Annotated in this window: 26 protein-coding genes; 17 read left to right on the top strand and 9 right to left on the bottom strand. The window is 70.0% G+C overall.

The features are described 5' to 3' along the window. Positions 1 to 32: 32 nt before the first annotated feature. The 8 genes from RR49_RS02000 to RR49_RS01965 all read right to left on the bottom strand — a co-directional run bounded on the left by RR49_RS02000 (position 33) and on the right by RR49_RS01965 (position 8,657). A complete protein-coding gene (locus tag RR49_RS02000; protein ID WP_048809415.1) occupies positions 33 to 500 on the bottom strand; it encodes a DUF4913 domain-containing protein in 468 nt (155 codons plus the stop codon). Next, positions 497 to 2,290, bottom strand: a complete 1,794-nt coding sequence (locus RR49_RS01995; RefSeq protein WP_045246233.1) for a type IV secretory system conjugative DNA transfer family protein — start codon at positions 2,288 to 2,290, stop codon at positions 497 to 499. Before RR49_RS01995 ends, RR49_RS02000 begins: the two co-directional genes overlap by 4 nt. After that, the gene (locus RR49_RS01990; RefSeq protein ID WP_211255127.1) at positions 2,287 to 3,762 is read right to left on the bottom strand and encodes a putative type IV secretion/conjugal transfer ATPase; all 1,476 of its coding nucleotides are present in this window, start codon (positions 3,760 to 3,762) and stop codon (positions 2,287 to 2,289) included. The genes RR49_RS01995 and RR49_RS01990 overlap by 4 nt, the downstream gene beginning before the upstream one ends. A 110-nt stretch (positions 3,763 to 3,872) precedes the next feature. Further along, on the bottom strand, positions 3,873 to 5,384 hold the full coding sequence (locus RR49_RS01985) for an SCO6880 family protein (RefSeq protein WP_048809413.1): 1,512 nt from the start codon (positions 5,382 to 5,384) through the stop codon (positions 3,873 to 3,875). Continuing rightward, positions 5,371 to 6,960 carry a TrbL/VirB6 family protein gene (locus RR49_RS01980; protein ID WP_048809412.1) on the bottom strand — a complete coding sequence of 530 codons (1,590 nt, stop codon included), beginning with the start codon at positions 6,958 to 6,960 and terminating at the stop codon, positions 5,371 to 5,373. The genes RR49_RS01985 and RR49_RS01980 overlap by 14 nt, the downstream gene beginning before the upstream one ends. A gap of 4 nt (positions 6,961 to 6,964) precedes the next feature. Beyond that, complete coding sequence (locus RR49_RS01975) at positions 6,965 to 7,711, bottom strand: DUF8175 domain-containg protein (RefSeq protein WP_045246230.1); 747 nt, start codon at positions 7,709 to 7,711, stop codon at positions 6,965 to 6,967. A gap of 14 nt (positions 7,712 to 7,725) precedes the next feature. After that, positions 7,726 to 8,031: a hypothetical protein gene (locus RR49_RS01970; RefSeq protein ID WP_045246229.1), complete on the bottom strand. Its 306-nt coding sequence runs from the start codon at positions 8,029 to 8,031 to the stop codon at positions 7,726 to 7,728. Beyond that, the gene (locus tag RR49_RS01965) at positions 8,028 to 8,657 is read right to left on the bottom strand and encodes a DUF6668 family protein (RefSeq protein WP_045246227.1); all 630 of its coding nucleotides are present in this window, start codon (positions 8,655 to 8,657) and stop codon (positions 8,028 to 8,030) included. The genes RR49_RS01970 and RR49_RS01965 overlap by 4 nt, the downstream gene beginning before the upstream one ends. Before the next feature lie 147 nt (positions 8,658 to 8,804). Here RR49_RS01965 and RR49_RS16165 point away from each other — a divergent pair, with 147 nt between their 5' ends. The 17 genes from RR49_RS16165 (at position 8,805) to RR49_RS01885 (ending at position 21,625) form a co-directional block, all read left to right on the top strand. Further along, on the top strand, positions 8,805 to 9,095 hold the full coding sequence (locus tag RR49_RS16165) for a helix-turn-helix domain-containing protein (RefSeq protein WP_045246226.1): 291 nt from the start codon (positions 8,805 to 8,807) through the stop codon (positions 9,093 to 9,095). A gap of 1 nt (position 9,096) precedes the next feature. After that, complete coding sequence (locus RR49_RS15280; protein ID WP_048809410.1) at positions 9,097 to 9,657, top strand: hypothetical protein; 561 nt, start codon at positions 9,097 to 9,099, stop codon at positions 9,655 to 9,657. Continuing rightward, positions 9,657 to 10,715: a M23 family metallopeptidase gene (locus RR49_RS01950; RefSeq protein ID WP_045246225.1), complete on the top strand. Its 1,059-nt coding sequence runs from the start codon at positions 9,657 to 9,659 to the stop codon at positions 10,713 to 10,715. Before RR49_RS15280 ends, RR49_RS01950 begins: the two co-directional genes overlap by 1 nt. A 29-nt stretch (positions 10,716 to 10,744) precedes the next feature. Beyond that, positions 10,745 to 12,043: a MinD/ParA family ATP-binding protein gene (locus tag RR49_RS01945; RefSeq protein ID WP_322957817.1), complete on the top strand. Its 1,299-nt coding sequence runs from the start codon at positions 10,745 to 10,747 to the stop codon at positions 12,041 to 12,043. Then, a complete protein-coding gene (locus tag RR49_RS01940; protein ID WP_048809409.1) occupies positions 12,040 to 12,951 on the top strand; it encodes an FHA domain-containing protein in 912 nt (303 codons plus the stop codon). The genes RR49_RS01945 and RR49_RS01940 overlap by 4 nt, the downstream gene beginning before the upstream one ends. Before the next feature lie 23 nt (positions 12,952 to 12,974). After that, entirely contained in the window at positions 12,975 to 13,214 is a 240-nt protein-coding gene (locus tag RR49_RS15030) for a hypothetical protein (RefSeq protein ID WP_048809408.1), read from the top strand. 245 nt (positions 13,215 to 13,459) lie between these two features. Beyond that, positions 13,460 to 15,364, top strand: a complete 1,905-nt coding sequence (locus RR49_RS01935) for a hypothetical protein (protein WP_048809407.1) — start codon at positions 13,460 to 13,462, stop codon at positions 15,362 to 15,364. 372 nt (positions 15,365 to 15,736) lie between these two features. Continuing rightward, the gene (locus RR49_RS01930; protein WP_045246220.1) at positions 15,737 to 16,630 is read left to right on the top strand and encodes an ArdC-like ssDNA-binding domain-containing protein; all 894 of its coding nucleotides are present in this window, start codon (positions 15,737 to 15,739) and stop codon (positions 16,628 to 16,630) included. A 34-nt stretch (positions 16,631 to 16,664) separates the two neighbouring features. Then, positions 16,665 to 16,856 carry a hypothetical protein gene (locus RR49_RS15930; RefSeq protein ID WP_045246217.1) on the top strand — a complete coding sequence of 64 codons (192 nt, stop codon included), beginning with the start codon at positions 16,665 to 16,667 and terminating at the stop codon, positions 16,854 to 16,856. 246 nt (positions 16,857 to 17,102) lie between these two features. Beyond that, positions 17,103 to 17,420 carry a glutaredoxin family protein gene (locus RR49_RS01920; protein WP_048809406.1) on the top strand — a complete coding sequence of 106 codons (318 nt, stop codon included), beginning with the start codon at positions 17,103 to 17,105 and terminating at the stop codon, positions 17,418 to 17,420. Between the two features lie 57 nt (positions 17,421 to 17,477). After that, positions 17,478 to 18,032, top strand: a complete 555-nt coding sequence (locus RR49_RS01915; RefSeq protein WP_045246215.1) for a hypothetical protein — start codon at positions 17,478 to 17,480, stop codon at positions 18,030 to 18,032. Positions 18,033 to 18,088: 56 nt separating this feature from the next. Next, complete coding sequence (locus RR49_RS01910) at positions 18,089 to 18,325, top strand: hypothetical protein (protein ID WP_045246214.1); 237 nt, start codon at positions 18,089 to 18,091, stop codon at positions 18,323 to 18,325. A gap of 63 nt (positions 18,326 to 18,388) precedes the next feature. Beyond that, positions 18,389 to 18,778 carry a single-stranded DNA-binding protein gene (locus RR49_RS01905; RefSeq protein ID WP_045246212.1) on the top strand — a complete coding sequence of 130 codons (390 nt, stop codon included), beginning with the start codon at positions 18,389 to 18,391 and terminating at the stop codon, positions 18,776 to 18,778. 95 nt (positions 18,779 to 18,873) lie between these two features. Then, positions 18,874 to 19,671: a ParA family protein gene (locus RR49_RS01900; RefSeq protein WP_048809405.1), complete on the top strand. Its 798-nt coding sequence runs from the start codon at positions 18,874 to 18,876 to the stop codon at positions 19,669 to 19,671. Then, entirely contained in the window at positions 19,668 to 20,057 is a 390-nt protein-coding gene (locus RR49_RS01895; RefSeq protein ID WP_045246208.1) for a ParB family protein, read from the top strand. The genes RR49_RS01900 and RR49_RS01895 overlap by 4 nt, the downstream gene beginning before the upstream one ends. Positions 20,058 to 20,145: 88 nt before the next feature. Continuing rightward, on the top strand, positions 20,146 to 21,075 hold the full coding sequence (locus RR49_RS01890; protein ID WP_045246207.1) for a hypothetical protein: 930 nt from the start codon (positions 20,146 to 20,148) through the stop codon (positions 21,073 to 21,075). A 1-nt stretch (position 21,076) separates the two neighbouring features. Beyond that, positions 21,077 to 21,625 carry a hypothetical protein gene (locus RR49_RS01885; RefSeq protein ID WP_048809404.1) on the top strand — a complete coding sequence of 183 codons (549 nt, stop codon included), beginning with the start codon at positions 21,077 to 21,079 and terminating at the stop codon, positions 21,623 to 21,625. Here the strand turns inward: RR49_RS01885 and RR49_RS01880 are convergent. After that, a complete protein-coding gene (locus RR49_RS01880) occupies positions 21,594 to 21,863 on the bottom strand; it encodes a hypothetical protein (protein WP_045246206.1) in 270 nt (89 codons plus the stop codon). The two genes, RR49_RS01885 and RR49_RS01880, sit on opposite strands and share 32 nt — an antisense overlap. Between the last annotated feature and the right edge of the window lie 165 nt (positions 21,864 to 22,028).

Below are 22,028 nucleotides of genomic sequence, written 5' to 3'. Positions count from 1 at the left end.
TGCAGCCCCTCTCTCACGTCCCAGGGACGCTCTCAGGCGTCCAGCTCGCGAACGTCCGGGAACAGCCCCTCGGGCGGTGCCTCATACGGCAGCGGGTCGCCCTTGGAGCACTGGTTCTCCGTCGCCATCGCGTCGGCCGCCGCGAACGGTCCCTGCGGGTCCATCAACACGCCCATGTGATGGTCCGCGTGATCGCGCCACCACACGCTCATCCCCGTAGCGGGATCGCGGCGAAGGAACTCCCACGCGCGCCACAGCGCTTCGAGGCGGATCACCGCCTCGTCGTACTCCCACCAGCGAGCCGCCCACACCCGCGACTTGCCGTCGATCTTGCGCCGGTAGACGCTGCGCAGATACTCGCGCAGGAACTCGTCGACGGAGCCGTAGTACAGGCTCGGCTCCGCTGCGGGCTCCTCATCGACGACCTCGCCCGTGGCCTGGTCCACCGCGGCGTCGTCGACGTCGGCCGGGTCCAGCTCGTCATCGCCCCAGTCGCTCACGATGCCGCCTCCGTCCCGATCGTGGCCTCGACGCTGGCAAGCTCCTGCTGCGCCTCGCGGATCGTGCGCTCAGCTTCGGGATCGTGCGCGGCGATCGACGCGCGCACGTCGGCCGCGTAGGCCGCCGTCATCCACGGCTGAGTGCGGATCAGCGTCGGCCGAGAGCCCGACGCGAGTACCACGGCGCGACCCTTCGGCATCGCTGCCAGCTCGGCCACGTCCATGATCCGCTCACGGTGGAGCTGCTGCGACACCGTGCGCTGACCGCGGCCGTACGACGTCGACGAGGAGAGCCGGTCGTAGTCCCCGATGATCCTCGACAGGTCGTCGAGGAACGCCGCCTCGGAGACGCCGCCGCCGTACACCTTGACGTTCGACGCGCTCCACAGCTTCTTCATGCCGGACTCGCCCCAGACCTCGACGCCCTGCGACCAGCTCTGCAAGATCGTCATCAGGACGATGCCGCGCGAGCCGTAGTGCGAGTAGAGGTTCGGCAGCTCACGCCACCGGCAGACGTTCGCCGCCTCGTCGAGCACGCCGAGCAGCGGTGTGCTCAGACGTCCGCCGGCCGAGCGGGCGGCCAGCTCCTCCGCTGCCTCCACCACCGCGACCGTCAGTGCGGTCACGAGCGGGCCGGCGGTGCCGCGGCCCTCCTTGGAGAGGCTGTAGAGCGTGCCGCCCTCACGCACGAACGCCTCGGGGCTGAACTGCGGCCGCTCGTCGACGCCGCCGCGGAGCGGCGTCACCCACGCGGCCACCTGACGGTTCGTGAGGCAGGAGGCCATCTGCTGGGCCGTGCCGAACACGCCGCCGCGCTGCTTCTCGGGCGCGTCGACGACGCCGGCCACCTGGTCGGCCGTCAGCGTGAACTCGTGCCGGCGAAGGATCTCTACAGCCGTGTCGTCGGCCGGGCGGGTCAGCCACGTGTAGACGTCGGTGATCGGCCGGCTGTCGAGTGCCGCGGCGAGCAGAAGGCCGGCCAGGAGGTCTTGGCCGGCCGGGTCGAAGTAGGCATCCGTCTTTGCGCCGGGATCGCGGGAGCCGGCCGCGAAGTGCTCCGCGAGCTTGGCTGCGCGAACCTCGTCGGTGACGTACGAGAGCGGGTTCCACCACCAGGTGGGCTCCTCGTTCGCGATCGCCTGCGGATCGAACACCCACACGGGCCCCTTGGCCGCGCGCGGGTCGCGTGTCGCGTCTACGACGTCGCGCTTGTTCGACGTCACGAGGACCGCTCCGGGCGCATCCATGATCGCCGGCACAGCACGCGAGGTCGTCTTTCCGGTACGTGGCCCCCAGATGTCCACGTGCATGTCCTCCCACGAGCCGTAGAGCGGCTGTGAGCCCGCGACCGTGCGCCCGATGGGTACACCAGCCGAGGAGGTCACACCGAGGCGCTGAGCCTTCTCCTGGGCGCTCTTACGGCTCATCTCCGCGACGTCGCGGCCGCGGCCCATGTACGCGGCTGCCCGGTCGACGCGAGAGCGGCGCTGACGGATGCGGTGCAGCCACACCGCCACCAGCACGCCGAGCGCGATCGCGACGGCGAGGATGCCGCCGAGCACCCACCAGGACGCGGCAGGCCAGCTCACCTTGCCGCTGAACACGCCGAACACGAGCGCGAACGGGTCAGACGGCAGCTCGGCGCCGTCGCCCGCGATCGCGTGGCCGAGCCGGACCGATCCGTAGACGGCGCCGCCGAGCACCACCACGGCGACGATGCCGACCCAGAGCAGGATGGCCTCGCCACCCATGCCGCCCGGATCGCGGCGGCGGTTGTTCGGCGTGCTCATCCCTGTACCTCCTCGACGGCGCGCAGATGCCGGCGACCGACGCGCGACTGTTCGTGCCAGAGCTTGTTGGTGTCGTTGATGGACAGCTCCACGGAGGTCAGCTGCACGTTCACCGGGATACCGGGTCGGCCGCCGACCTTCACGAGGAACTTGCCGCGGCCGGGGGGCTCGGCCTCCCGGCCCGTCGACGGGTCCCACGCGGGCGGGTCCTGCCAGCCGATCAACATCTCTTGCTCGGCCTGCGAGAACGGCACGGCGGCGCTGAGCTGAGGCATCTCCGCGGACGGCAGGCCGCCGCAGATGACCATGCCCGAGCGCTCGACGAAGCCGCGGGCCTTCATCCGGTCCTCCTCGGTCGGGAGGGCCAGGAGGTCGCTCATCGTGTGCGAAATCATCGCCATGCCGACGCCGCGCTGCCGGTTGAGGCGGGTGAGCGCGTCGACGCGATCGACCATGCCCCGGCCGGCGCGCAGCGCCCGCCACAGCTCGTCGAGGACGACGAAGTAGTGGCGACGGGGCTCGAGGCCGGCATCCGCGAGAGCGTTCGCCACGTTGACCGTGCCGAAGCCGGCGGACCAGCAAGCGAGCAGGGTCGCCGCCTGCAAGTCCATCTCGGAGTCGTCGATCGCAGAGACGTCGTAGACCACGGGCGCGTCGCGGCGCATCGGGTTCGTGGTCTGGCGAGCGAACGTCTCTCCGAGACGCCCGCCGCCGACCAGGCCGATGAGGCTCGCTTCCAGGCCCTCGGTGATCGACTGGTAACGCTCATCGTTGCCGCGGTCCAGCGCCACGGCGCGGACCTCGGCCGGCCCCTCCTGGATGACGCGGAGCAGATCACCGAGCACGGGCACGCCGTCGAAGTTGTCATCGAGCCACTTCAAGGCGCGGTCGATGATCGTCTCCTCCCGGTCGGTGGGCGGCGCCGAGCGGAGGATCGTCAGCAGCGCCGACACCATCGTGTGCCGGCGGCCGTGCGCGTCCGCGAGCACCTGAGTGGCCTCCTTCTCGAACCCGGCCTCGCGCAGCCGCGCAGCGGCCTCCGTCGCCTCGCCAGGGTCCAACACGTTCAGATACCCGCGGCCGCGGCCGAGGGTGATGACCTGGCCGCCGAGGGCCTCGATGAGGTCTACGTAGTCGGGCTTCAAGTCACCGAGCACCAGCGGCATCACGCCATAGCCGGCGAGCCCGAGGGCCATCCGCCGGACGATCGTCGACTTGCCGAGTCCGGGCTTGCCGAGCACGAACGCGGACGGGTTGCTGATGAGCTTCGCGCGCTGGAACCACGAGATGGGATCGCAGCACAGCGTCGCCCCGGTGTGGATATGACGGCCGAGCGGGACACCGACCATCGGCGTCCCGGTGCCGATCGCGAACGGCCACATGCCGCACACCTGCACGGTGGTCCCGCGCCATTCGTCGGCCGCCTGAACGTAGTTCGACGAACCGCGACCGCGCCCCAACCACCCTCGCATCGGCGGCCGCTGAGGGCGCAGCTCCTTCGGCTTCTCGGCCTTCGTGGCGACCTTCTGCACACGCTTGGCCCGACGCTCGGCCTTCGCGGTGCGGCGCAGCTCGGGGGCGCTCACAGCTTGTCCCTCAGCTCGGCCGGAACCTTGATGTGCTTCGGGAGAACCAGGCCCAGCGGGAGCGCCGCGGCGAACGCGGAATCCTGCGACCCGTACACGGGCCGCACCCTCAGCCGCGCCGTGGCGGCGAGGTTGTCGATCGCCGCGCGCGCATCGGGCGCACGGTCGAGGTCCGCGACCGTCGCCGTGACGAGCATCCCGAACTGCACCAGGCCGGCGCCGCTGGCCTCCTCGGCCGCGGTCGCCGCGGCCGCGCGCACAGCGAGGCTGTCGCGCGCCGCCGGCTTGTTGCTGGCCGTCATGCGGAACTCCGCAGCTCGCAGATCGGCCTCGACGATCGCCGCGGCCTTCGCGGCGTCGACCGGGCGATACAGCAGCGTCACGCGCTTGCGCGCAATGTCGCGATGCGGTGCCAGGAGCCGCGCAAGCACGCCCGACTGAACGTTGCCGCGCGGGGCCTGCGTCATCGCCCACGTGCACGAGTACGCGGAATCGTGCCGGTAGCCACCCCAGGACGCCTGAGCGGCGGACGGACCGACGTCGGTCCAGCTCAGCTCGGGCGTCTCGCCGGCAGCGTGCGCCTCGTCGATGAGCTGAGCGGCCGCCGGGTCGTAGGCGATACGGATCGCCTCGCACAACTCCTGCGCGGACAGAGGCCGCGCAGCACCCGCCCCGGTCGCCTGCAAACTCGCCGTCAGACCGGGCAGACGTGCCGCGAGCTCGCGGCCCATCTCGTCCGGCTGACGACGCTTGCCGCCCTGCCGATTCACCGCCGAGAACGTGATCGCGACGAACGCCTTCACGGTCGACGAGCCCGCCGGGTAGCGGTCGACGACCTCTTGCAGCATCCCCTGAGCGAACGCGGGAGCGTCGGCGTCGAGGTTCATCAGAACCTCCCGCCGCAGCCGCGTGCCCGTGTCGGGGGCCGTCTCGATCGTGACCGAGGCGGCCTCGATGCCGGGCTCGTCGCCCAGGTTCGCGAGCCAGTGTCCCCAGTCGGCCACCCACACGTCGATCTGTTCCTGGTCGACGAGTGCGGCCCCATCGGGCTCCGTGCCGATCACGATGCTGTACGAGCCCGTGGCGGGCGTGTACAGCAGCGCGAACGGGCGCCCGTAGGAGTCCGTGTGCTCACTGAGCCGCGTCGGCGCCGCCAGGCCGGGGAGCTGATACGTGCCCCACAGCGACCGGCCGAGAGGACCGGAGCGGTAGATGTTCGTGCCTCGCGACTTCGCGGACCACCACGCCATCCGCGCCCCGCCACGGCTGAGCACGTTCTTGCCGTGCGCGTCCTTGGTCAGCACGGCCAGCAGCACGATCCCCAGCACGGCGGCGAGGATCACCGCTTGCAAGAGGCCGGCGACCATGACCGTGATGACGAGCACCACGAGCGACGCGAGCAGCAGGCCCGTGCCGACCGAGCCGAGGCCGAGGATGCCCGGCGACGTCGGCTTGCGCCAGTTGCCGTAGGTCCGAGGACCACGATTCGTTGTGTCAACGGCTGCCATCAGGACCGCCTCCCTCACCTGTCGATTGCTCTCCGAAGCCACGCGCCGCACCCGCGGCCGCCTGGCCTGCCTTCTTGCCTGCTTCGAGCGCGGCGCCCGCGGCGAGCCCGATCGGGCCCCCGGCCGCTCCCGCAGCAGCGGCACCGCCGCCCGCGGCCGCGCCGCCAGCAGCAGCACCACCGGCCGCAGCTCCGCCGCTGGCCGCAGCGCCGCTCCCGGCTCCCGCACCGCTCTGCGCGCCGGCATTTTGCGCGGCCGACGTCGTAGACCCGCCGCCTCCACCGGAGTTGCCTGTCGGCCCCTGCGAGCCCGACGAGCCGTCACTGCCCGACGACCCCGATCCACCGCCGCCCGTGCCGAGGCGACCCATCGCCGCGGCACCAGACGGTAGAGCTGCCATCGCACCGACAGCAAGCGCGCCTCCGGCACCGCCGGCCATAGCACCGACCATCGGCGTCACGAAGCGCATCAGGGCCGGCATCGCGAACAGGGCGATGATCATGAGCATGATGCCGGTGAGCACCGCCAGCAGGCCCGTGCCGTCGTCCTTGAAGATGTCAGTGCCGACGAGGCGGAACGCCGCGGCGTACACGAGCGCCGCGGCGGGCTTGTAGAGGATGAACGCGACCAGCCAGCCGACGTTTTTGCGGAACCAGCCCTTGCCCATCTCCGTGTTCGTGAACGACGCCGACAGCGGAAGGATGCCCGTCAGGATGACGAGCATGCCGCCGCGGGCGACCATGAGCACGATCTGGAACGCGGAGGCCAGGATCGCGATGATGCCCAGGATGATGATGAGCAGCGAGCCGAGCCCGCCGGCCGCCGGGTTGGTCGTCAACGCGAGCAGATTCAGCATGTTCGTGCCGAAGCACGTCGACCCGTCCGCGGTCACGTCGCAGTCCAGCGACGAGTTGATGATCCACACCGAGAAGCTGTCGGCCGCGGCGACCAGCAGCCCCACGATCGTCACGCCAGCGCCCGCGACGACGACGAGCGTCAGCAGGCTCTTGATCGTCTCCCGACCGGGCTCGGCGCGCTGTTCCCACGCCATCCGGCCGGCGCCGATGATGACGGATATGACCGCCGCGGCGCCCATGTACCACCAGAGGCCCGACTGCAGAAAGGCGACCGCGCCGCCGGCACCTGTCGGCCCGCTCGGCATCAGGCCCGTCACGATCGCACTGGCGCCCGAGATGAACACCGCGGCCGCGAGCACCAGGCCCACGCGGCCCACCGCGGCGATCCCCTCACCAGCTCTCATCCTCGTCGCGATGAGAGCCCCGAGGATCACGATCGAGATGACGCAGATCGCCAGTGCGATCCACGTCGCATAGCCGAGAACCGTCGTGATGTTTCCCGAGTTCGGCGCCGCGCTGCCGGCCGTCAGGGACGAATCGCCACCCGACCCCGTGAGGTTCGGGGTGCCGATGTTCACCCAGATCGTGCCGAGTGATGCGACCACCTTCCCGAAGGCCTCCTGGACCGCCTTCGCCATGTTGTCGATCGCGTTCCCGAGCGCACTCGACGCGATATTTCCGCCCTGGCATACAAGATCGAGCGGAGCGCAGTCAGCCATCGGGTTACCCCTCTCCCCAGCTCGTGTATCCGGCTACGTTGGGGATCGGCGCAACGTCGAGAGGCGTCGCAGTGTCGGTGCTCACCTTCCAGTCACCGTCCGACCAAACGAGCGAGTAGACACCGGAGACGGTCGTCGTGCCGTTCGGCGTCGAGACGCTGACGGCCAGATCGATTGATGCGGTCTTGCCGTCGTAGTTGAGCACCCGGAAACCCTGAATCGAGCTTCGGGTTCCAGTCGTGCTCGACTGCGTACCGGCCTGGGCGAGAAGCTGTGTCCGGTAGGGGCCGTCCGCGAACACGTACTCCGACCACGCCTTGCTGTCCGCTCCCGTGGAGCCCTGGGCGAAGGCGTTCGCGGCCATGAAGAGCGCACCCGTGGGCGAGTGCTGGAAGCAGTAGCGGAAGCCCGCAGGGTCGGTCTTGCCCGGGCCGTAGTCGGGCGACGTCGGATAGGCCATCGTGCCCTCGTACTTCCACGTCGCATCCGGCGCTGCCGTGACGGTCCCCGACAGCTCGACGCCACCGAGGCCGCACACGCTCGCGTCACCGGATGCTGCCGGCGTCGACGGCGCCGTGGTCGCGCTCGACGTACCTGTGGGTGTCGGCGCTGGCGCGGAGCTGCCCCGAGACAGGTTGACGATGACGAGGATGATCGCGCAGACGACGATCAGCGCGACCACGCCCGCGGCCGCGATGAAGCCGGGGCGCGTGAAGGGACTCGGCTGCTTCTCGCCGTCCTCGGAGGTCATGTCATGCCCTCCGATCAGGAGACGAGGAAGCCGACGAGGCTCGCCGCGGCCGAGATGACGATGACACCGCCGAGCGCGAAGCCGATCCGGCCGGCGTGCTCGCCGCCCTCGCCGCGGCGGGAGTTGATCGCCATGAGTGCGCCCGCGACGATGATGCCGATGACGCAGACGGCCAGGGCCACCCACTTGACCCAGCCCATGATCGTGACGAACCCGTTGGTGCCGGGAGGCTGGACCGGCGCCGGATTCGGAATGTCGGCCTGCGGGAGGAGCGCGGCGAAGTCGTTCGCCGCGGTGAGGATCGCGTGCAGCGTGCTCATCGGAGTTCCTTTCGGTTGGCGGTGCTGGCTGCACCAGGTGTGAGGAGTGCGCTCAGCTCGTCGACGAGGCGGCGAGCATCACGCGGGACGTTGGTAAGAGTGAGCGATTCTCCCAGTCGGAGAGAATCGATCCAGGGCACGGTCCACACCCGCGGCACGCCGCCGCCGACGACCTGAGCCAGGTCGCGCAGCGGCTTGGGGAGCCGCCCGGGCGCGTCCGCCATCAGCACGAGGCCGACGACCTCGGCGTGCGGCACGAGGCCGGCAGCCCACTGCGTGGCCGCGGCCTGCGCCGCGCGCAGACCGCGTGCGTTCGTGCGAGCAACAAGCACGACGCGCGCCGGCCCCTGCGGCGGCCGGGGCCACCCATGATCGGCGGCCGGCCAGGCAGGCACGAGTGCGGCCAACGTGGACTCACCGGCTCCGCCGTGCGTTCCGAGCCACCACAGCGGGGCCTCGTGCGGACGGTCGTAGACCGGAAGCTGGTCGACGCGATCCGGCGCCGGAACCCCACGCTGAGGGACCAGCGGCCCCGTCGCCTGGGCAGGCGGAGCCGAGATCGGGACGGACGACACCGGCTCCGGTGCTGTCGGCCGCGATATCCACGGATTCATGCCGTCACTCACGACACACTCCCTTGCACTCGATAATGAGGATGCGCCTCTAACGAGGCCATCCTACGTACGGATATCGAAAGGATGCAAGATGTTGTCGAATGTGCCCGAACATAGTCAATCCTTGCTGTTTCTAGTTGATCGTTGCATTATTGATTCATGCGACCGGAACTTTGGACGCTCCCTGTGAGCGGTGAGAGGGAACAGGCGCTTGACGCGCTGTTCGCTGGCCGGCCGGACGTGCTCAGCGTTGAAGACGTCGCGGAGGTACTGAACGTGACGCGCACGAACGTCTATGCGTGGCTCCGAGACGGGGTGATCCCCGGCTACAAGCTCGGGACCACCTGGCGCGTCCTGCGCGACGAGCTGAAGGCGACGATGGCGACAGGAGCGAACGCGCAACGGCCGCGCATCGTCTCGACGCACACCGAGGAGAGCAAGGACAGCTGACATGCGCAAGCGCACGCTGGGACTCGCCGTGGCAACGATCGCCACGGCGAGCACGATCGTCCTCGCCGGCTGCACAGGCCAGAGCGAACCGACCCCCCCAGCGAGCCCTACGCCCTCCTCGTCGGGCATCACCATGCCCGACCTCGATCAGTTCACCACTGCACCGAGCGGTACTCCGCTCGACGAGGAGGGCGGCGCGACGACCGTCGACCCGAAGCCGGCGCCGCCGTGGGACGCCGAGCAGCGCGCCGCGGCGATCGCCGCGGCCGAGAAGGCGCTGACGACCTTCGCACGCCCCGACCTCAGCTCGGCCGACTGGTGGGCGGCCCTGTCGCCGCTCCTCACCAGCCAGGCCCAGCAGGACTACCAGTACGTCGACCCGGCAAACATCCCCGCTCACCAGGTGACCGGCGCCGGCACGATCGTCGACGACAGCAGCCGCTACGCCGTCTCCGTCGACGTCCCCTCCGACGCCGGCATGTACACCATCGTGCTCACGCGCATCAACGGCGCCGCACCCTGGCTCGCCGCTCGGTTCACGCCCCCCGAGGGAACGCACTGATGGATCGCAAGCAGCTCGGCGTCGGCGCCATCATTGCGATCCCGGTCCTCGTTCTGGCCGGGATGTTCGGCTTCATCCTCCTGGCCAGCTCCGCGGCCGCGAGCTGCAACCCCACGGGCAGCTCGTCCGCCGCGGTGTCGATCGACCCGGCCAGCGTGCCGGACACGTCGATCAGCGGCTACGGGCACGAACAGCTCGTAAACGCCGCGTACATCATCGAGGCCGGCAAGGCCCAGAACCTCAGCGCGCGTGACCAGACCATCGGCGTGATGACGGCGATGGGAGAGTCCGGCCTGCGCGTCATCGACTATGGCGACGCGGTAGGCCCCGACTCGCGCGGCCTGTTCCAGCAGCGCGACAACGGCGCATGGGGCAGCTACGCCGACCGGATGGACCCGTTCACCAGTGCGAAGAACTTCTTCAAGAAGCTCGCCACCATCCCGGACCGAGACTCGCTCGCCCCGACCATCGTCGCCCACCGGGTGCAGATCAACGCGGACCCGTACTACTACGAGAAGTACTGGGATGCCGCCGTGGCCGTTGTCGACGGCCTGACCGGCGTCAAGACCGGCCTCAACGCCGGCACCGGCAATCAGGTGTGCTCGTCGACCGTGCTCGGCAACGGCGAGGTCAGCGCCCAGGGTTGGGCCCTGCCAGCTCAGGGGCCGATCAGCAGCCCGTTCGGGATGCGCGTCAGTCCCGTCAGCGGCGTGCTCAAACTGCACGCCGGCGTCGACATCGCCGGCTCGTGCGACTCCCCGATCTACGCTGCGCAGGCCGGGACAGTGATCGCGACGGGCTTCAACGTCGGCTATGGCGGCAACGGCACGATCATCATCGACCACGGCGGCGGTGTGCAGACGGTCTACCTGCACATGTACTCCTCCGGGATTCTCGTGCAGGACGGCCAGAAGGTGACCGCCGGTCAGCAGATCGGCCTCATCGGCTCGTCGGGCGACTCGACCGGCTGCCACCTCCACTTCCAGGTCATGATCAACGACTCCCCCACAGACCCCGTGCCGTTCATGAAGGCGGTCGGCGTCACCATCGGCGGATGAGCGGAAGGACTACCCACACCATGAGCACCATGAATGAAGCAGCCACCTGGCCCCGCGTCGAGGCGACCCTGCGCGCGGACGGAACCGCCGAGGTCTCCATCGGCGGGTCGGTGACGCCCATCGAGGCCGGCACGGTCGACGACGCGCGAGCACAGGTCGTCGGGATCGTCGCTGAGCGTGCCGCCCAGCTCGGCCGACCGCTGCGCGTCATCAGCCGCGACCCGTCAGGCGAATGGCCGCTCATCATCCACCCTGACGCCACCGTGACGGAGGACACGACGGGCGGCGCTCGGCCCGCGCCCGTCGAGTTGGCGCCGGAACAGAGCCCGGCGCCGGTCGAACCCGCCGCGGCCCGGTGGGCCGACGCCGCCGCGTCGACCAGCTCGACAGAGGAGCTGCCGACCCGGCGGGAACGCCGGCAGTCGTTCCTCGTCCAGGAGCAGGCCGAGGAACCCGCCACCAAGGGGTGGCGCGGCTTCGCGACGCGCATCGGCCTACGGATGAGCCCCAGCGAGGATGAGCGCGCCGAGCGCGCCGACGCCCTCGCCGTGTCCCAGCACTGGCCCGGGCCGCGCACGATCGCGATCGTCAACGGCAAGGGCGGCGCCGGCAAGACGCCCACGACCGTGCTCCTCGCGGCGGTGTTCGCCCGCTACGGCGGGGCCGGCGTGCTCGCGTGGGACAACAACCAGACCCGCGGCACCCTCGGCTGGCGCACCGAGCAGGGGCCGCACGAGGCGACCCTCCTCGAGTTGCTGCCCCAGGTCGACCGGCTCCTGAGCACGGGGGCTCAGTCGGCCGACCTCGCCCACTACGTGCACCATCAGACGCGCGATCGCTTCGACGTGCTGCGCTCGAAGCCGATGGCTCTCGCGCACGAGCAGCGCGTCGAGCCCGTCGACGTCGACTCGATTCACGCCGTCGCTAGCAAGTACTACCGGCTGATCTTCATCGACTCGGGCAACGACGAGTCGGACCCGATGTGGCTGCGCATGATCGACCACGCCGACCAGCTTGTGGTGGCCACCACGACCCGCGACGACCACGCAGAGGCCGGCGCCCTCCTCCTCGAAGCCCTCGCGGAGCGCAACGCCTCGTCGGCCGCTCTGGCCGACAGCGCCGTGGTCGTCGTCACTCAGGCCGACTCCAAGGCCGCACCCGCCGACGTCGATCGCGTCGCGACCGGCTACCGCCAGCTCGCGCGCGAGGCCGTCACCATCCCGTACGACCCCGCAATGGTCGACGGGCTGCTGCACTACGGCTCCCTCCGACCCACGACGCAACGGGCGTGGCTTGCGGCCGCGGCCGCCGTCGCCCGTGGCCTGTGAACGCTACACAGGCCACCCGCCGCCCCGAACGGGTCGCGGACTGGCCCCGCATCACAGGGACACTCCACGGTGCGGGAGAACAGATCGTGCGCGGCGGCCTCGTGCAGCTCGGCAGCCTCATCGTCAACGGCACCGAACGCGCCTGCGAGGCCGGCAGCGTCGAGGAGCTGCGCACGGGCATGATCGCGCGATGTGTGGCGATCGCCACACGGCTGCACCGCCCCGTCCGGTTCACCGTCAACGACGGCGCCCAGACATGGAACCTCGCGGTACGCCCCGAGGGAATCGTGCAGCTCGTCGACGACGCCGGCATGATCCCGCCGGCCGAAGGCCTCAGCGTCCACGAGGGCCGCTGCCGAATCTGCCGGCGCCTACAGCCGGTCACCGAGCCCATGTGCGTCCAGTGCCACGCTCCCGAGCCGCACCGGGTCGAGGCCGAGCCGATCGACGTCCAGGCCCTCGTGCCCGACGCCGCCGAGGCCGTCGTGCCCGAACCGGACGCGGCCGCGATCGACGACGAGCTGGATCACACGATCTTCGTCTCGCGCACTCCCCCGCCCGCACCGCGGCCGACGCTGCGGCTGAGCTTCAACACTCAGCGATCCGTCGACGTCGATCAGAACGCCGCTCTCGGCCGCAACCCCGCGGCCGTCGACGGCCGCCTACCCGTCACGATCCTCAGCCCCTCGCGCATGGTGTCACGCACCCACGCGCTCGTCGACGTCGACGACGCCGGCCACATCATCGTCACCGACCATCACAGCGGGAACGGCATCGAGACGCAGACCGACCCGCCCGTGCGCCTCGACCCCGACGTGCCCTACGTCATCGAGCCCGGAACCGCCCTCGTCATGGGCGACGTCGTATGCACGATCGACGTCCTCGGCGTGTCGCCCTCTTTTCGTTAACGAATCTCGGGAGGATGGCGGGCATGGCACACCGAATGGGACGACCGAGCAAGGGTGAGCGCGACGCCATCTTGGCGAAGCCGCCCGTTGCCTTCGGCGCGATCTTGAAGCACAACGCCGACGAGATGGGCCTCGCCTACGGCGAGTACCTGGTGGCTCTCGCCGCCGAGGCCCTGAACATGCCGCAGTTCGCGCCCGCGCCCCCGCGCGATCGCGCGAGCGAGCTGGATATCCCCGAGGAGGCCAGCACGAGAGCCGCATAGAACGGTCGAAGCCCCCGCCTTTGGCGAGGCGAGGGCTTCGGAAGCAGAGGGCCTGATCTGTCGAGTTTGGCGACTGACTCAGATCGGCCGGGGTGAAGAACCGGATTGGCGTCCGGACCTTCGGAGTACCACCTACGGAAGGAGGCACGCTCATTGTAGCGCGCCCGACCCACTATGCATACAGCGACGCTCCTGGCGCGTCGTGGCAGCTCACGCGCGCCCTCAGCCCTCGGCCGAGCGTGCGCGTGGCAGCCATCGACGCCTACGGGGACGTCGTGAACCGCTACACCGGCCACCAGCTCGTCGACGGCGACGAGCCGACCCGCCCGTGGGCGGTCTACCTCGCCGGCACCGATCGCCGCTTCCGCCTCCTCGGCTTCGACCTCGACGCCAAGACACCCGGCGCGGCGGCCGCGGCCGCGCGCGATGCCGACGTGATCGCCGGCCTCCTCACGGACGCCGGCATTGAGCACGTCGTCTGCGAGTCCGGCCCCTCGCACGGCCGTCACGTCTGGGCAGCCCTGGCCGAGAGCGTCGACGACGAGACGATCGCCACCCTGGCGCGCCTGACGCGCCACCTGTGCCCCACGCTCGACACGTCCCCGCTCAGCAACCCCGATACGGGGTGTGTGCGGCCCCCAGGGGCGCCGCACCGCGACGGCGGCCGGTCAACCGTGCTGCGCGGCGAGCTGAGCACGCTCACCGCTCCCTCGACGACCGCCGGCCAGGTCCGCGCCGTGGTCGAGGCCCTGGCCAAGCTCGTCGACGACGCCGAGCCCGCCGGCAGGATCGACCCCAAGCGGCCGATCCCCCTCGATGACCACGGCCGCCTGTACCTGCCCGGTCCGCGCCGTGAGCTCACTGCCGGCAGCGCGGCCGCGCTGCGCGAGGACGCCGCCTCCGGCGACGCTTCCGCGGTGCTGTGGCGCATCCTCGTCGGCGCCGCGGCCGCCAGGTGGCGGCACGCGGATATCGCCGCGCTCGTCGACCAGGCCCCCGGCCTAGAACACGTACGCACCGAGCGTGATCGCGCTCAGCGACGACCTCGCGGCCGCGTGAGCGCCGCTCGGCTGCTGCGCCGGCAGTGGGACAAGGCCGTGCGCTTCGTGGCCACCACGAGCCGCCAGATCGGGGACGATCCCACGTTCGACGGCCGCGCCGACGCGATCGCCACCCACGTGCGCGAGCTGCAAGCCCGCGCCGACGTCGCCGCCGGCCGCTGGACCCACGGAGGAGGCCCAGCCGACCGCCGCGTGCTCGACGTTTTGTGCATCCTCGCCCTACAGGCCCTCAGCGCCTCTGTGGAGGCCGATACCCGCCGCCTGGCCCTACTAGCCGGGGTGGGTCGCGAAACGGCGCGTACGGCGCTCCTACGGCTCGCATCTGACGGATGGATCGCCCACGCCCGCGCAGCCGACGGCCCGCACGGCGCGCACTGGACGATCGACCCCCAGGCGGTTATCCCCAGCTTCCCCGGTACAGGTCGGTCACAAGCGGACCCGCGCCCCGTAGGGGCCGGGGCCGCTGAACGATCCACCCTGCTCGCAAGCCTGAGCACGAGAACCGCGGATGCCGCACACGACCTGTTCACGCTGGGACCGGGACTCGGCTTCCACGCTGGGAACGTTTACGCCCGCACCACCTGCGAACCTCTCCCGGCCGATGCGATCGCCCGCGCCACGGGCTGCACCGTTGACGAGGCGCGCAGAGTGCTCGACCGCCTCACCCGTGCGGGCGTGCTCGTGCTCGGCCGAGACGGGTGGCACCGTCGAGCCGCCGACAATCGTCGAGCCGCCGCCGTTCAGCTCGACGTCGACGGCCGGCTACAGGCTCGTGCCGCCCGCTACGCCGTCGAGCGCGAGCTGTGGGCCTGGTGGCAGGCCGAGGAGACATGGATGCGTGCGCCACGGCGCACGCATCCGACCAGACGCCCCGGCCCCGGTCAGCTCGCACTCCTGCCCGAGCTGGGAACGAACGCCTACGGCGCCCACCCCCGCACCGCGGACGGCCGAGCCGACTACCGGACCGCCCGAGCGCTGCTGACCGGCGGTGCAACAGCGTCGACCGCCTCCGTACCCGTCGAGCCGATCGAGCCCGATCCCGTCGACGAGCTGCTGAGCCGGATGCTCGGCGCGAAGCGCATCGCCTGAGCACGTCGACCGGCGGTCGACACGAGGGCCGGCGCCCTCGCGCTCCCCCGCGGCCCTGCGGGCCGTGCACGACGGCCGCTGGCGGCCGACAGCTACCCGCGCCTGCGGCGCTCGTTTCCTTGCCGTGAAGCCTGCGGCATTCTACGGGCGCCGTCGTCCGCGCAAGCCGCTGCGCCGCCGGCTCCTCCGAGACTTTCGGCACGCGGTCGCTGCGCTCCCTCACATCGCGCCGAAACTCTCTCCCCCACCGCCCTCACGGGTTGACACTCCCTCCTCTGCCCTGAATGGCACTACGTGCCTTCACGGCAAGAAAACGTGGAGGGAGGGGTCAGTGACCCGAATAGTACTAATACCGTCACCGGAGGTAGTGAGATGGCCCGCAAGATCACCAGCACCAAGACCGCCGAGGAGCGTCGAGCCGAGGCCGAGGAGCTGCACGCAACGATCGCTGAGCAGGTCGAGGCGCTGCGGGAGTCCGAGACGTGGGCGCGGTTCCTCGACTTCACTCGCGCGTTCCACCGCTACAGCCTGGGGAACCTCCTGCTGATCTTCGCCCAGCGGCCCGAGGCGACCCACGTCGCCGGATACCGGACGTGGCAGAAGCTCAACCGACAGGTGCGCAAGGGTGAGCGCGGCATCCGCATCTTCGGCGGCCGCGACGTGCGAACCACCGTCGAGAACGAGAAGGGCGAGGAGGAAGAGCAGCGCCGCGTGCGGTTCTTCCCCGTGTCCGTGTTCGACATGGCACAGACCGACCTCATCGACGAGGAAGCCGGCGACCCGTCGACCATCGTCCGAGCGCTCGACGCCGACGACGAGGCCGGCATCTACGACGCCGTAGCCGACTACCTCACCGGAAAGAGCTGGACCGTCACCCGCGAGCACATCGCCGGAGCCACCCAGGGATTCACCGACCCGGACGGGCGTCGAGTCGTGATCGAGGCGAACCTCTCCCCCGCCGACGCGGCCGCGACGATCCTGCACGAGGCAGCACACGTCATCCTGCACGCCGACGAAGACCACGCCGAGTACGTCGAGCACCGCGGCATCAAGGAAACCGAGGCCGAGAGCGTCGCCTACGTCGTCGCCGGGATGCTCGGACTCGACACCAGCGCCGCCAGCGTCGGCTACGTCGCCGGATGGAGCAAGTGCGACGCCGACACGATCAAGGCCACCGCCGCGAACGTACTGCGCGCCGCCCACACCCTCGCGGCCGCGCTCACCGAGCCCGACACCGACACCGAGGCCACCGAGCCCGCCGCGTGACCCTAATACCACTATTCCCACCATTGGAGGACGAATGAGCACCCCGGCCGAGGGTTTGGCCAGCAGCGACGCCCAAGCGGTCGAGCTGGGACTACACACCAGCCGAACCCACGGCACCATCACCGTGCAGCTCGTCGCGCTCACCATCGAGGAATGGCACGACGAACGGCTCCCCAAGGAGCCGGTGAGGGGCCGGACCCCTCACACTCCCCCGGCGCAGACGTGACGGAGCACGCCCGCTCAGAAGGACGGCCGCGCGCGGCCGACTGTTCGGCCTTCGGCCATCGTCTTTTCGCCGTGAAGCCTGCGGCAGCATACGGTCGGCCGGCCTCCGTGCAAGGGCTTTCGCGGCATATCCTCCCTCGCTGCGCTCAGTCCGGTATTCCACGGTCCCTTGCACTTCGCGCCGGCTCTCCCTGCCGGCACTTCCAGTGCCTTCACGGCAAAAAACGTGGAGTGGGAGGATTCAGAGATGTTGTCAGTCACCGTGTACACGACCGGTCCGGCGTGCGGCAAGTGCCGGATGACGAAGATGATGCTGGACTCCAAGCACATCGAGTATCGCGAGGTCGATATCACCAAGCCCGAGAACGCCAACGCGCGCGAGTACGTGACCGCAGACCTCGGCTACACCGTCGCCCCCGTGGTCATCGTCGAGGACGGCACCGGAGAGGATCACTGGTCAGACCTGCGCCCCGACCAGATCGAGCGCATCGCCCGGATCAACGAGGCCGACAGCTACCAGGTGCCCGTCGACCCGATGGACGACCTGGGCTGCGACTCGCGCTAGTGACTTGACCACCATTACCGGCAATAGTACTATTAGAGTTAGAGAGAAGGAGGCACCATGAACACCACAGCCCAAGACCTCGCCGCCCAGTACGCGGCACTGCCCGAGAGCATCAAGGCTCAGTGCCCGCGGCCGATTACCGACGTCACCCCCGAACGCGTGCGGACGTGGCTCGTCGACGTGCGGACGGCATGCCTGTCTGCCGCTGCATCCACCGTCGACCTCGCGCTGAAGGTTGCCCGTGACGGCGATCCCCAGGGGGCGGAGTCACTGCGCACCGAGGCGACAGAGCTACTGTCGTTCGCTACTCAGGTGGGCGACCTGATCGGCTATGCGCCCCGGCACACGCCCTACGACCTCGGAACCCGGCTGGAACCGCTCGTGTGGGTCAGGGACGGCATCACCGGCCAGGAGAACCCCCGCCCGTCCGAGCAGGACGACTACGGCCGTGTCGACTTCGACGACGAGGAGGGCGGCACGATCGCGACCGTGCACATCGAGAGTGACCCCCAGGCGGCCGAGCACGTGTACGTCATGAAGATCGACGCCAACGCTCCCGTCATCATCCACGGCCCCGGCGGCGAGTACATCGGAACCATCCAGCCCATGTGACCACGAGCGGCCCTAATAGTACTATTGCCGTTAGGGCCGCTCCGAAAGGAGAAGCCATGTCCAAGATCACCCTCACCCGGCTCGCAGAGCTGCGGATCGGGGACCGACTCATCAGCCACGGCGGCCGCGCCTACCGCACGCCGCTGCGCGTCACCGACGAGCTGGGACCGATCGAGTTCGGATCACCTGTGATCGGCGTGCGCGTGGAGAGCCCCAACCCGTCCAGCGGCATCGAGTGGGTGCTGTACCCCTCGCAGATGGACGGCCGACAGATGGAGGTCGAGCGCTACTAACCCTTGCAACCCCATTACCGCAAACAGTACTATTAGAGTCACCACCGATTTCAGGAGGAAACCATGAGCTACATCACCCGCACCGGCAACCTGGCAGCGACGCCCACTCTGCGCGAGGGGGAGCGCGGCGCGTACACCTACGCCCGCGTCATCGTCACCGACCGCATCCGCCAGGAGGACGGCAGCTACACCGATGGCCCCGCTACCGCCTACGACGTCGCCGTGAGCGGCAACCAGGCCACGAACCTCGTCGAGGCAGCCGAGCAGGGCGGCAACATCCGCGTCACGTTCTCCGGCAGCTACCGCGTCACGGAGTACAAGGGCGAGCAGGGCAGCCGCATCCAGCACGAGGTCCGCGCCGACGAGATCGGCGTGAGCCTGCGCGGTCAGAGCGTCACCGTGCAGCGCAACAGCGCCAGCGCCGCCGACAGCTGCGACGACACTCCGTTCTGACTGACCCGGCCGGGGGCCGCAAGGCCCCCGGCTCTCCCATGTCCGCCGCCGTGTCTGACGGCAAAAGTACTATTAGCCCCATTGGAGGTAATACCGTGACCGCACGCATCCTCGCCCTCTGCAATCAGAAGGGCGGCGTGGGCAAGACCACGACCACGTTCCACCTGGCCCGCGCTGCTGTCCGTGCCGGGCGACGTGTGCTCGTCGTCGACAACGACCCACAAGGCAACCTGACGTCGATCGCCGCGGCCGAGGCAGTCGACGAGGACCAGGCCGGCCTGGCCGACGCGCTGAGCTCGCGCGCACCCGAGACGATCCGAGATGTCATCGTGCCCGGTGTCTGGCCCGGCCTCGACGTCGTGCCGACAACCGGCGTCACCCTCGGCTACGTCCGCGACGAGCTGGTGATCGCGGGAGCCGGCCGTGAGGGCCGGCTGCGCCAGGCCCTCGCCCAGGTGACCGGCGATTACGACCTCGTGCTGATCGACTGCGCCCCGAGCCTCGACCAGCTGACTATCAACGGCCTGACCGCGGCGGATGCCGTGGTCGTCGTGAGTGAATCGAAGCTGTTCAGCGCCAACGGCCTGTCACAGCTCCTCGACACCATCGAGAGCGTTCGCCAGCACTACAACCCCCAGTTGACCGTCGCGGGCGTCATCGTGAACCGACACGAGGAGCAGACCGTCAGCGGCCGCACATGGCTCGACGAGCTGAGCCAGGCGGCAGAGAGTCGCGGCCTGAGCCTCCTCGCGCCCCTCGTCCCGAAGCGCGTCGTCATCTCGGACGCGGCCGAAGCCGCCCGCGGCCTCGACGAGTGGGGGAGCGCCGAAGCGACGGCGCTCGGAGCGATCTACACCGACCACCTGACTGCGATCGAAGGAGCCGCATCATGACCCGTCCCGCGCCCCGCAAGTCGAGCCTTGCCGGATCGAGCCCCGTCGCGCCACCTGTCAGCTCTCCCGAGCCGCAGAGCCAGCCCGCGGCATCCGCCGAGCCGGCCGCTGCCGTCGCAGCACCGACCGTCCGCCCGGTCACGAAGAAGGCCGGCACGAAGTACCCGCCCAAGGTGTCGTTCTACCAAGACCCCGAGGACACCGCGCGCGTGCGCGGCGCGATCCTGCACACACAGCTCACCGAGGGGTCGCGATCGCTCAGCGCGTTCATCAACCACGCCGTCATGGCCGAGGTCGAGCGGCTGGAAGCGAAGTACAACGGTGGCAAGCCGTTCCCGGCCATCGGAGCCCGTGAGATGCCCCAGGGCCGCCCGATGGGGGAGTAGCACCACCCGGAGCCGATCATGCTGTCAGGGCGGCGTACAGCGCCGCCAGCACCCGATCCTCGAGAACCGATCCCGGAAGGACCGACCCATGACCACCGTTCTGCAGGCCGTCGAGCCACCCGAGCCTGACCCGGTAGCCGACGCGATCGCCGCGCTTACCACCGCGGCGCGACAGACCCGCGTCCGCGGCGCCGGCACCGAGCATGCCGCCGTCGAGCCCGTCGACTTCGGAGAAATCGCCTGCCATGTCATCACGACCGTGGCCGCCAATCTCGGCGGCGTCGACGAGCTGCTGGCCGGCCGTCCCGGATCGTGGGAAGCCGACTACGTGCGCCAGATCGTCCAGAGCACCGCGGGCGACGATCCCGACGAGCTGCTGCGCTATCGCACTGAGCCGGTACGCCTCGCGTTCGACGCCGCGGACGTGTTCTACGACCTCGGCCTGAGCGACCTCTACGAGCAGGCCACCGCCGAGCTGGGCAGCCGAGAGGATGCCCTCGACGAGGAGCTGTTCAACGCCGTGGCCACGCCCGAGGAACGCGCACGGATCGCGGACATTCAGGCAGCCATGCCGGCCGACGTGTTCGGCGTCGACGAGCAGGACCGCGATCGCGTGCTCGCACTGATGCAGGAGGCCCAGAGCATCACCGGGGCCGTCATCGAGCGCGCCGAGTCGACCGGCGAGCCGCAAGCGGCCGCGCTGGCCTCGGCACGCGCCGCGACCGCGACCGTCGAGGAGCTGTGGCAGCAAGACCTCGCGGCCTACACCGCGGCGTACCTCGCGGCCGCGCGCCGCTACTTCACCGATCGCGGCGTGACGTGCGAGGTCGAGCTGACGACGACTCCGACCGGAGAGCCGGCGACGTGGGACACGCTCACCGACCAGGTGCATGAGTACGCACGCACCAACGCTCCGCTGCCCATGACGGGTGAGGCCCCCGACTACAGCGACGGGTCGCCGGCCGACGCGCTGCGTCGTGCCGGACTCACCTACATTGACCGAGCGCGTCAGGCCTGAGATGGGCGACGTCGCTGCGCGGCCGCCAGCCCTCGCGGGCGTGGAGGAGCCAGGAGCGAGGCACGCGCTGCGCCTGCTGTGGTGGTCCCAGCGGGGTTACTGGTACGGCGCCTGGCACGGCCGCTTCGCGGGGCGCCTATTCTCGACGTTCCTGGCGATCATGTGGTGGCCGTCCCTGCCGATCGGTGTGGCCGTGCAGGCGTACCTCCTCCGCCGACCGGCGGCGAGGTACTACCTCAGCCCCGAACAAGACGCGGTGCTCGCCGTGGTCGCCACGGCCGAAGGGTGGCACGTCGAGGATCACATCGCCGCCCACCCTGGCAGGGGGCGAGGCAAGGCGCTGCGCGCGCTCGTCCTGCCCGAGTTGCGCGATCGCGCAGATGCAGATGGCATCGCGATCTACACGACGGCGGCTAACGAACGCCTCGGCCGGCAGTACGCGGACGAGCTGCCCGGCCTCGTCGACGTCGGCCGAGGAAACCCGCGGGGCCGGAAGATGCGCCGAGAGCCAAGGCCTTCTACAGGCGGTTACTCGTCGGCGGTCCTGTAGCCCGCACGTACTCCGACCAGGTGCACTCGGCCGCCAGCCGCATCCCGTTGTCGGGGAAGTAGCCGATGAGCTGCCGCTGATCCGGGTCCGCGTCGTAGGTCACCGACCGGAGCAGCCGGCGGCCGCGGACCTCGACGAGCCGGATGATCGCGATGCGCCGGCTGCGATCGAACATGTACCAGGTGCCCGGCTCGACGCCGGCCTGCACCTGGGACATGGGGGACCAGTGCTGCACCACACCGCGACCATACGGTCAGCGGCCGACAGGCGCCGGGGCTAGGGCGTGTCTCCCAAAGGTTTGGGCTGGTCGCTGGAACGCTCGGTGTGTGTCTCGAACGGAGTTGCTGACTGATGCGCAGTGGGAGCTGATTGCTCCGTTGATGCCGTCCTCGCAGGGGCGTCG

It is taken from the genome of Microbacterium ginsengisoli (genome assembly GCF_000956535.1).
In the GTDB taxonomy this organism is placed as follows: Bacteria; Actinomycetota; Actinomycetes; order Actinomycetales; family Microbacteriaceae; genus Microbacterium; species Microbacterium ginsengisoli.
The sequence above is the reverse complement of the archived record's forward strand: the minus strand, read 5'-3'. Positions and strand labels throughout refer to the sequence as shown.

Coding starts and splice junctions, on each gene's coding strand:
- RR49_RS01990 (WP_211255127.1), bottom strand. CDS start 3,762: ATGCGAGGGTGGTTGGGGCGCGGTCGCGGTTCGTCGAACTACGTTCAG.
- RR49_RS16165 (WP_045246226.1), top strand. CDS start 8,805: ATGCGACCGGAACTTTGGACGCTCCCTGTGAGCGGTGAGAGGGAACAG.
- RR49_RS15030 (WP_048809408.1), top strand. CDS start 12,975: ATGGCACACCGAATGGGACGACCGAGCAAGGGTGAGCGCGACGCCATC.
- RR49_RS01985 (WP_048809413.1), bottom strand. CDS start 5,384: ATGGCAGCCGTTGACACAACGAATCGTGGTCCTCGGACCTACGGCAAC.
- RR49_RS01910 (WP_045246214.1), top strand. CDS start 18,089: ATGTCCAAGATCACCCTCACCCGGCTCGCAGAGCTGCGGATCGGGGAC.
- RR49_RS15930 (WP_045246217.1), top strand. CDS start 16,665: ATGAGCACCCCGGCCGAGGGTTTGGCCAGCAGCGACGCCCAAGCGGTC.
- RR49_RS01890 (WP_045246207.1), top strand. CDS start 20,146: ATGACCACCGTTCTGCAGGCCGTCGAGCCACCCGAGCCTGACCCGGTA.
- RR49_RS01915 (WP_045246215.1), top strand. CDS start 17,478: ATGAACACCACAGCCCAAGACCTCGCCGCCCAGTACGCGGCACTGCCC.
- RR49_RS01975 (WP_045246230.1), bottom strand. CDS start 7,711: ATGACCTCCGAGGACGGCGAGAAGCAGCCGAGTCCCTTCACGCGCCCC.
- RR49_RS01970 (WP_045246229.1), bottom strand. CDS start 8,031: ATGAGCACGCTGCACGCGATCCTCACCGCGGCGAACGACTTCGCCGCG.
- RR49_RS01905 (WP_045246212.1), top strand. CDS start 18,389: ATGAGCTACATCACCCGCACCGGCAACCTGGCAGCGACGCCCACTCTG.
- RR49_RS01995 (WP_045246233.1), bottom strand. CDS start 2,290: ATGAGCACGCCGAACAACCGCCGCCGCGATCCGGGCGGCATGGGTGGC.
- RR49_RS15280 (WP_048809410.1), top strand. CDS start 9,097: ATGCGCAAGCGCACGCTGGGACTCGCCGTGGCAACGATCGCCACGGCG.
- RR49_RS01930 (WP_045246220.1), top strand. CDS start 15,737: ATGGCCCGCAAGATCACCAGCACCAAGACCGCCGAGGAGCGTCGAGCC.
- RR49_RS01950 (WP_045246225.1), top strand. CDS start 9,657: ATGGATCGCAAGCAGCTCGGCGTCGGCGCCATCATTGCGATCCCGGTC.
- RR49_RS01920 (WP_048809406.1), top strand. CDS start 17,103: ATGTTGTCAGTCACCGTGTACACGACCGGTCCGGCGTGCGGCAAGTGC.
- RR49_RS01980 (WP_048809412.1), bottom strand. CDS start 6,960: ATGGCTGACTGCGCTCCGCTCGATCTTGTATGCCAGGGCGGAAATATC.
- RR49_RS01895 (WP_045246208.1), top strand. CDS start 19,668: ATGACCCGTCCCGCGCCCCGCAAGTCGAGCCTTGCCGGATCGAGCCCC.
- RR49_RS01885 (WP_048809404.1), top strand. CDS start 21,077: ATGGGCGACGTCGCTGCGCGGCCGCCAGCCCTCGCGGGCGTGGAGGAG.
- RR49_RS01945 (WP_322957817.1), top strand. CDS start 10,745: ATGAATGAAGCAGCCACCTGGCCCCGCGTCGAGGCGACCCTGCGCGCG.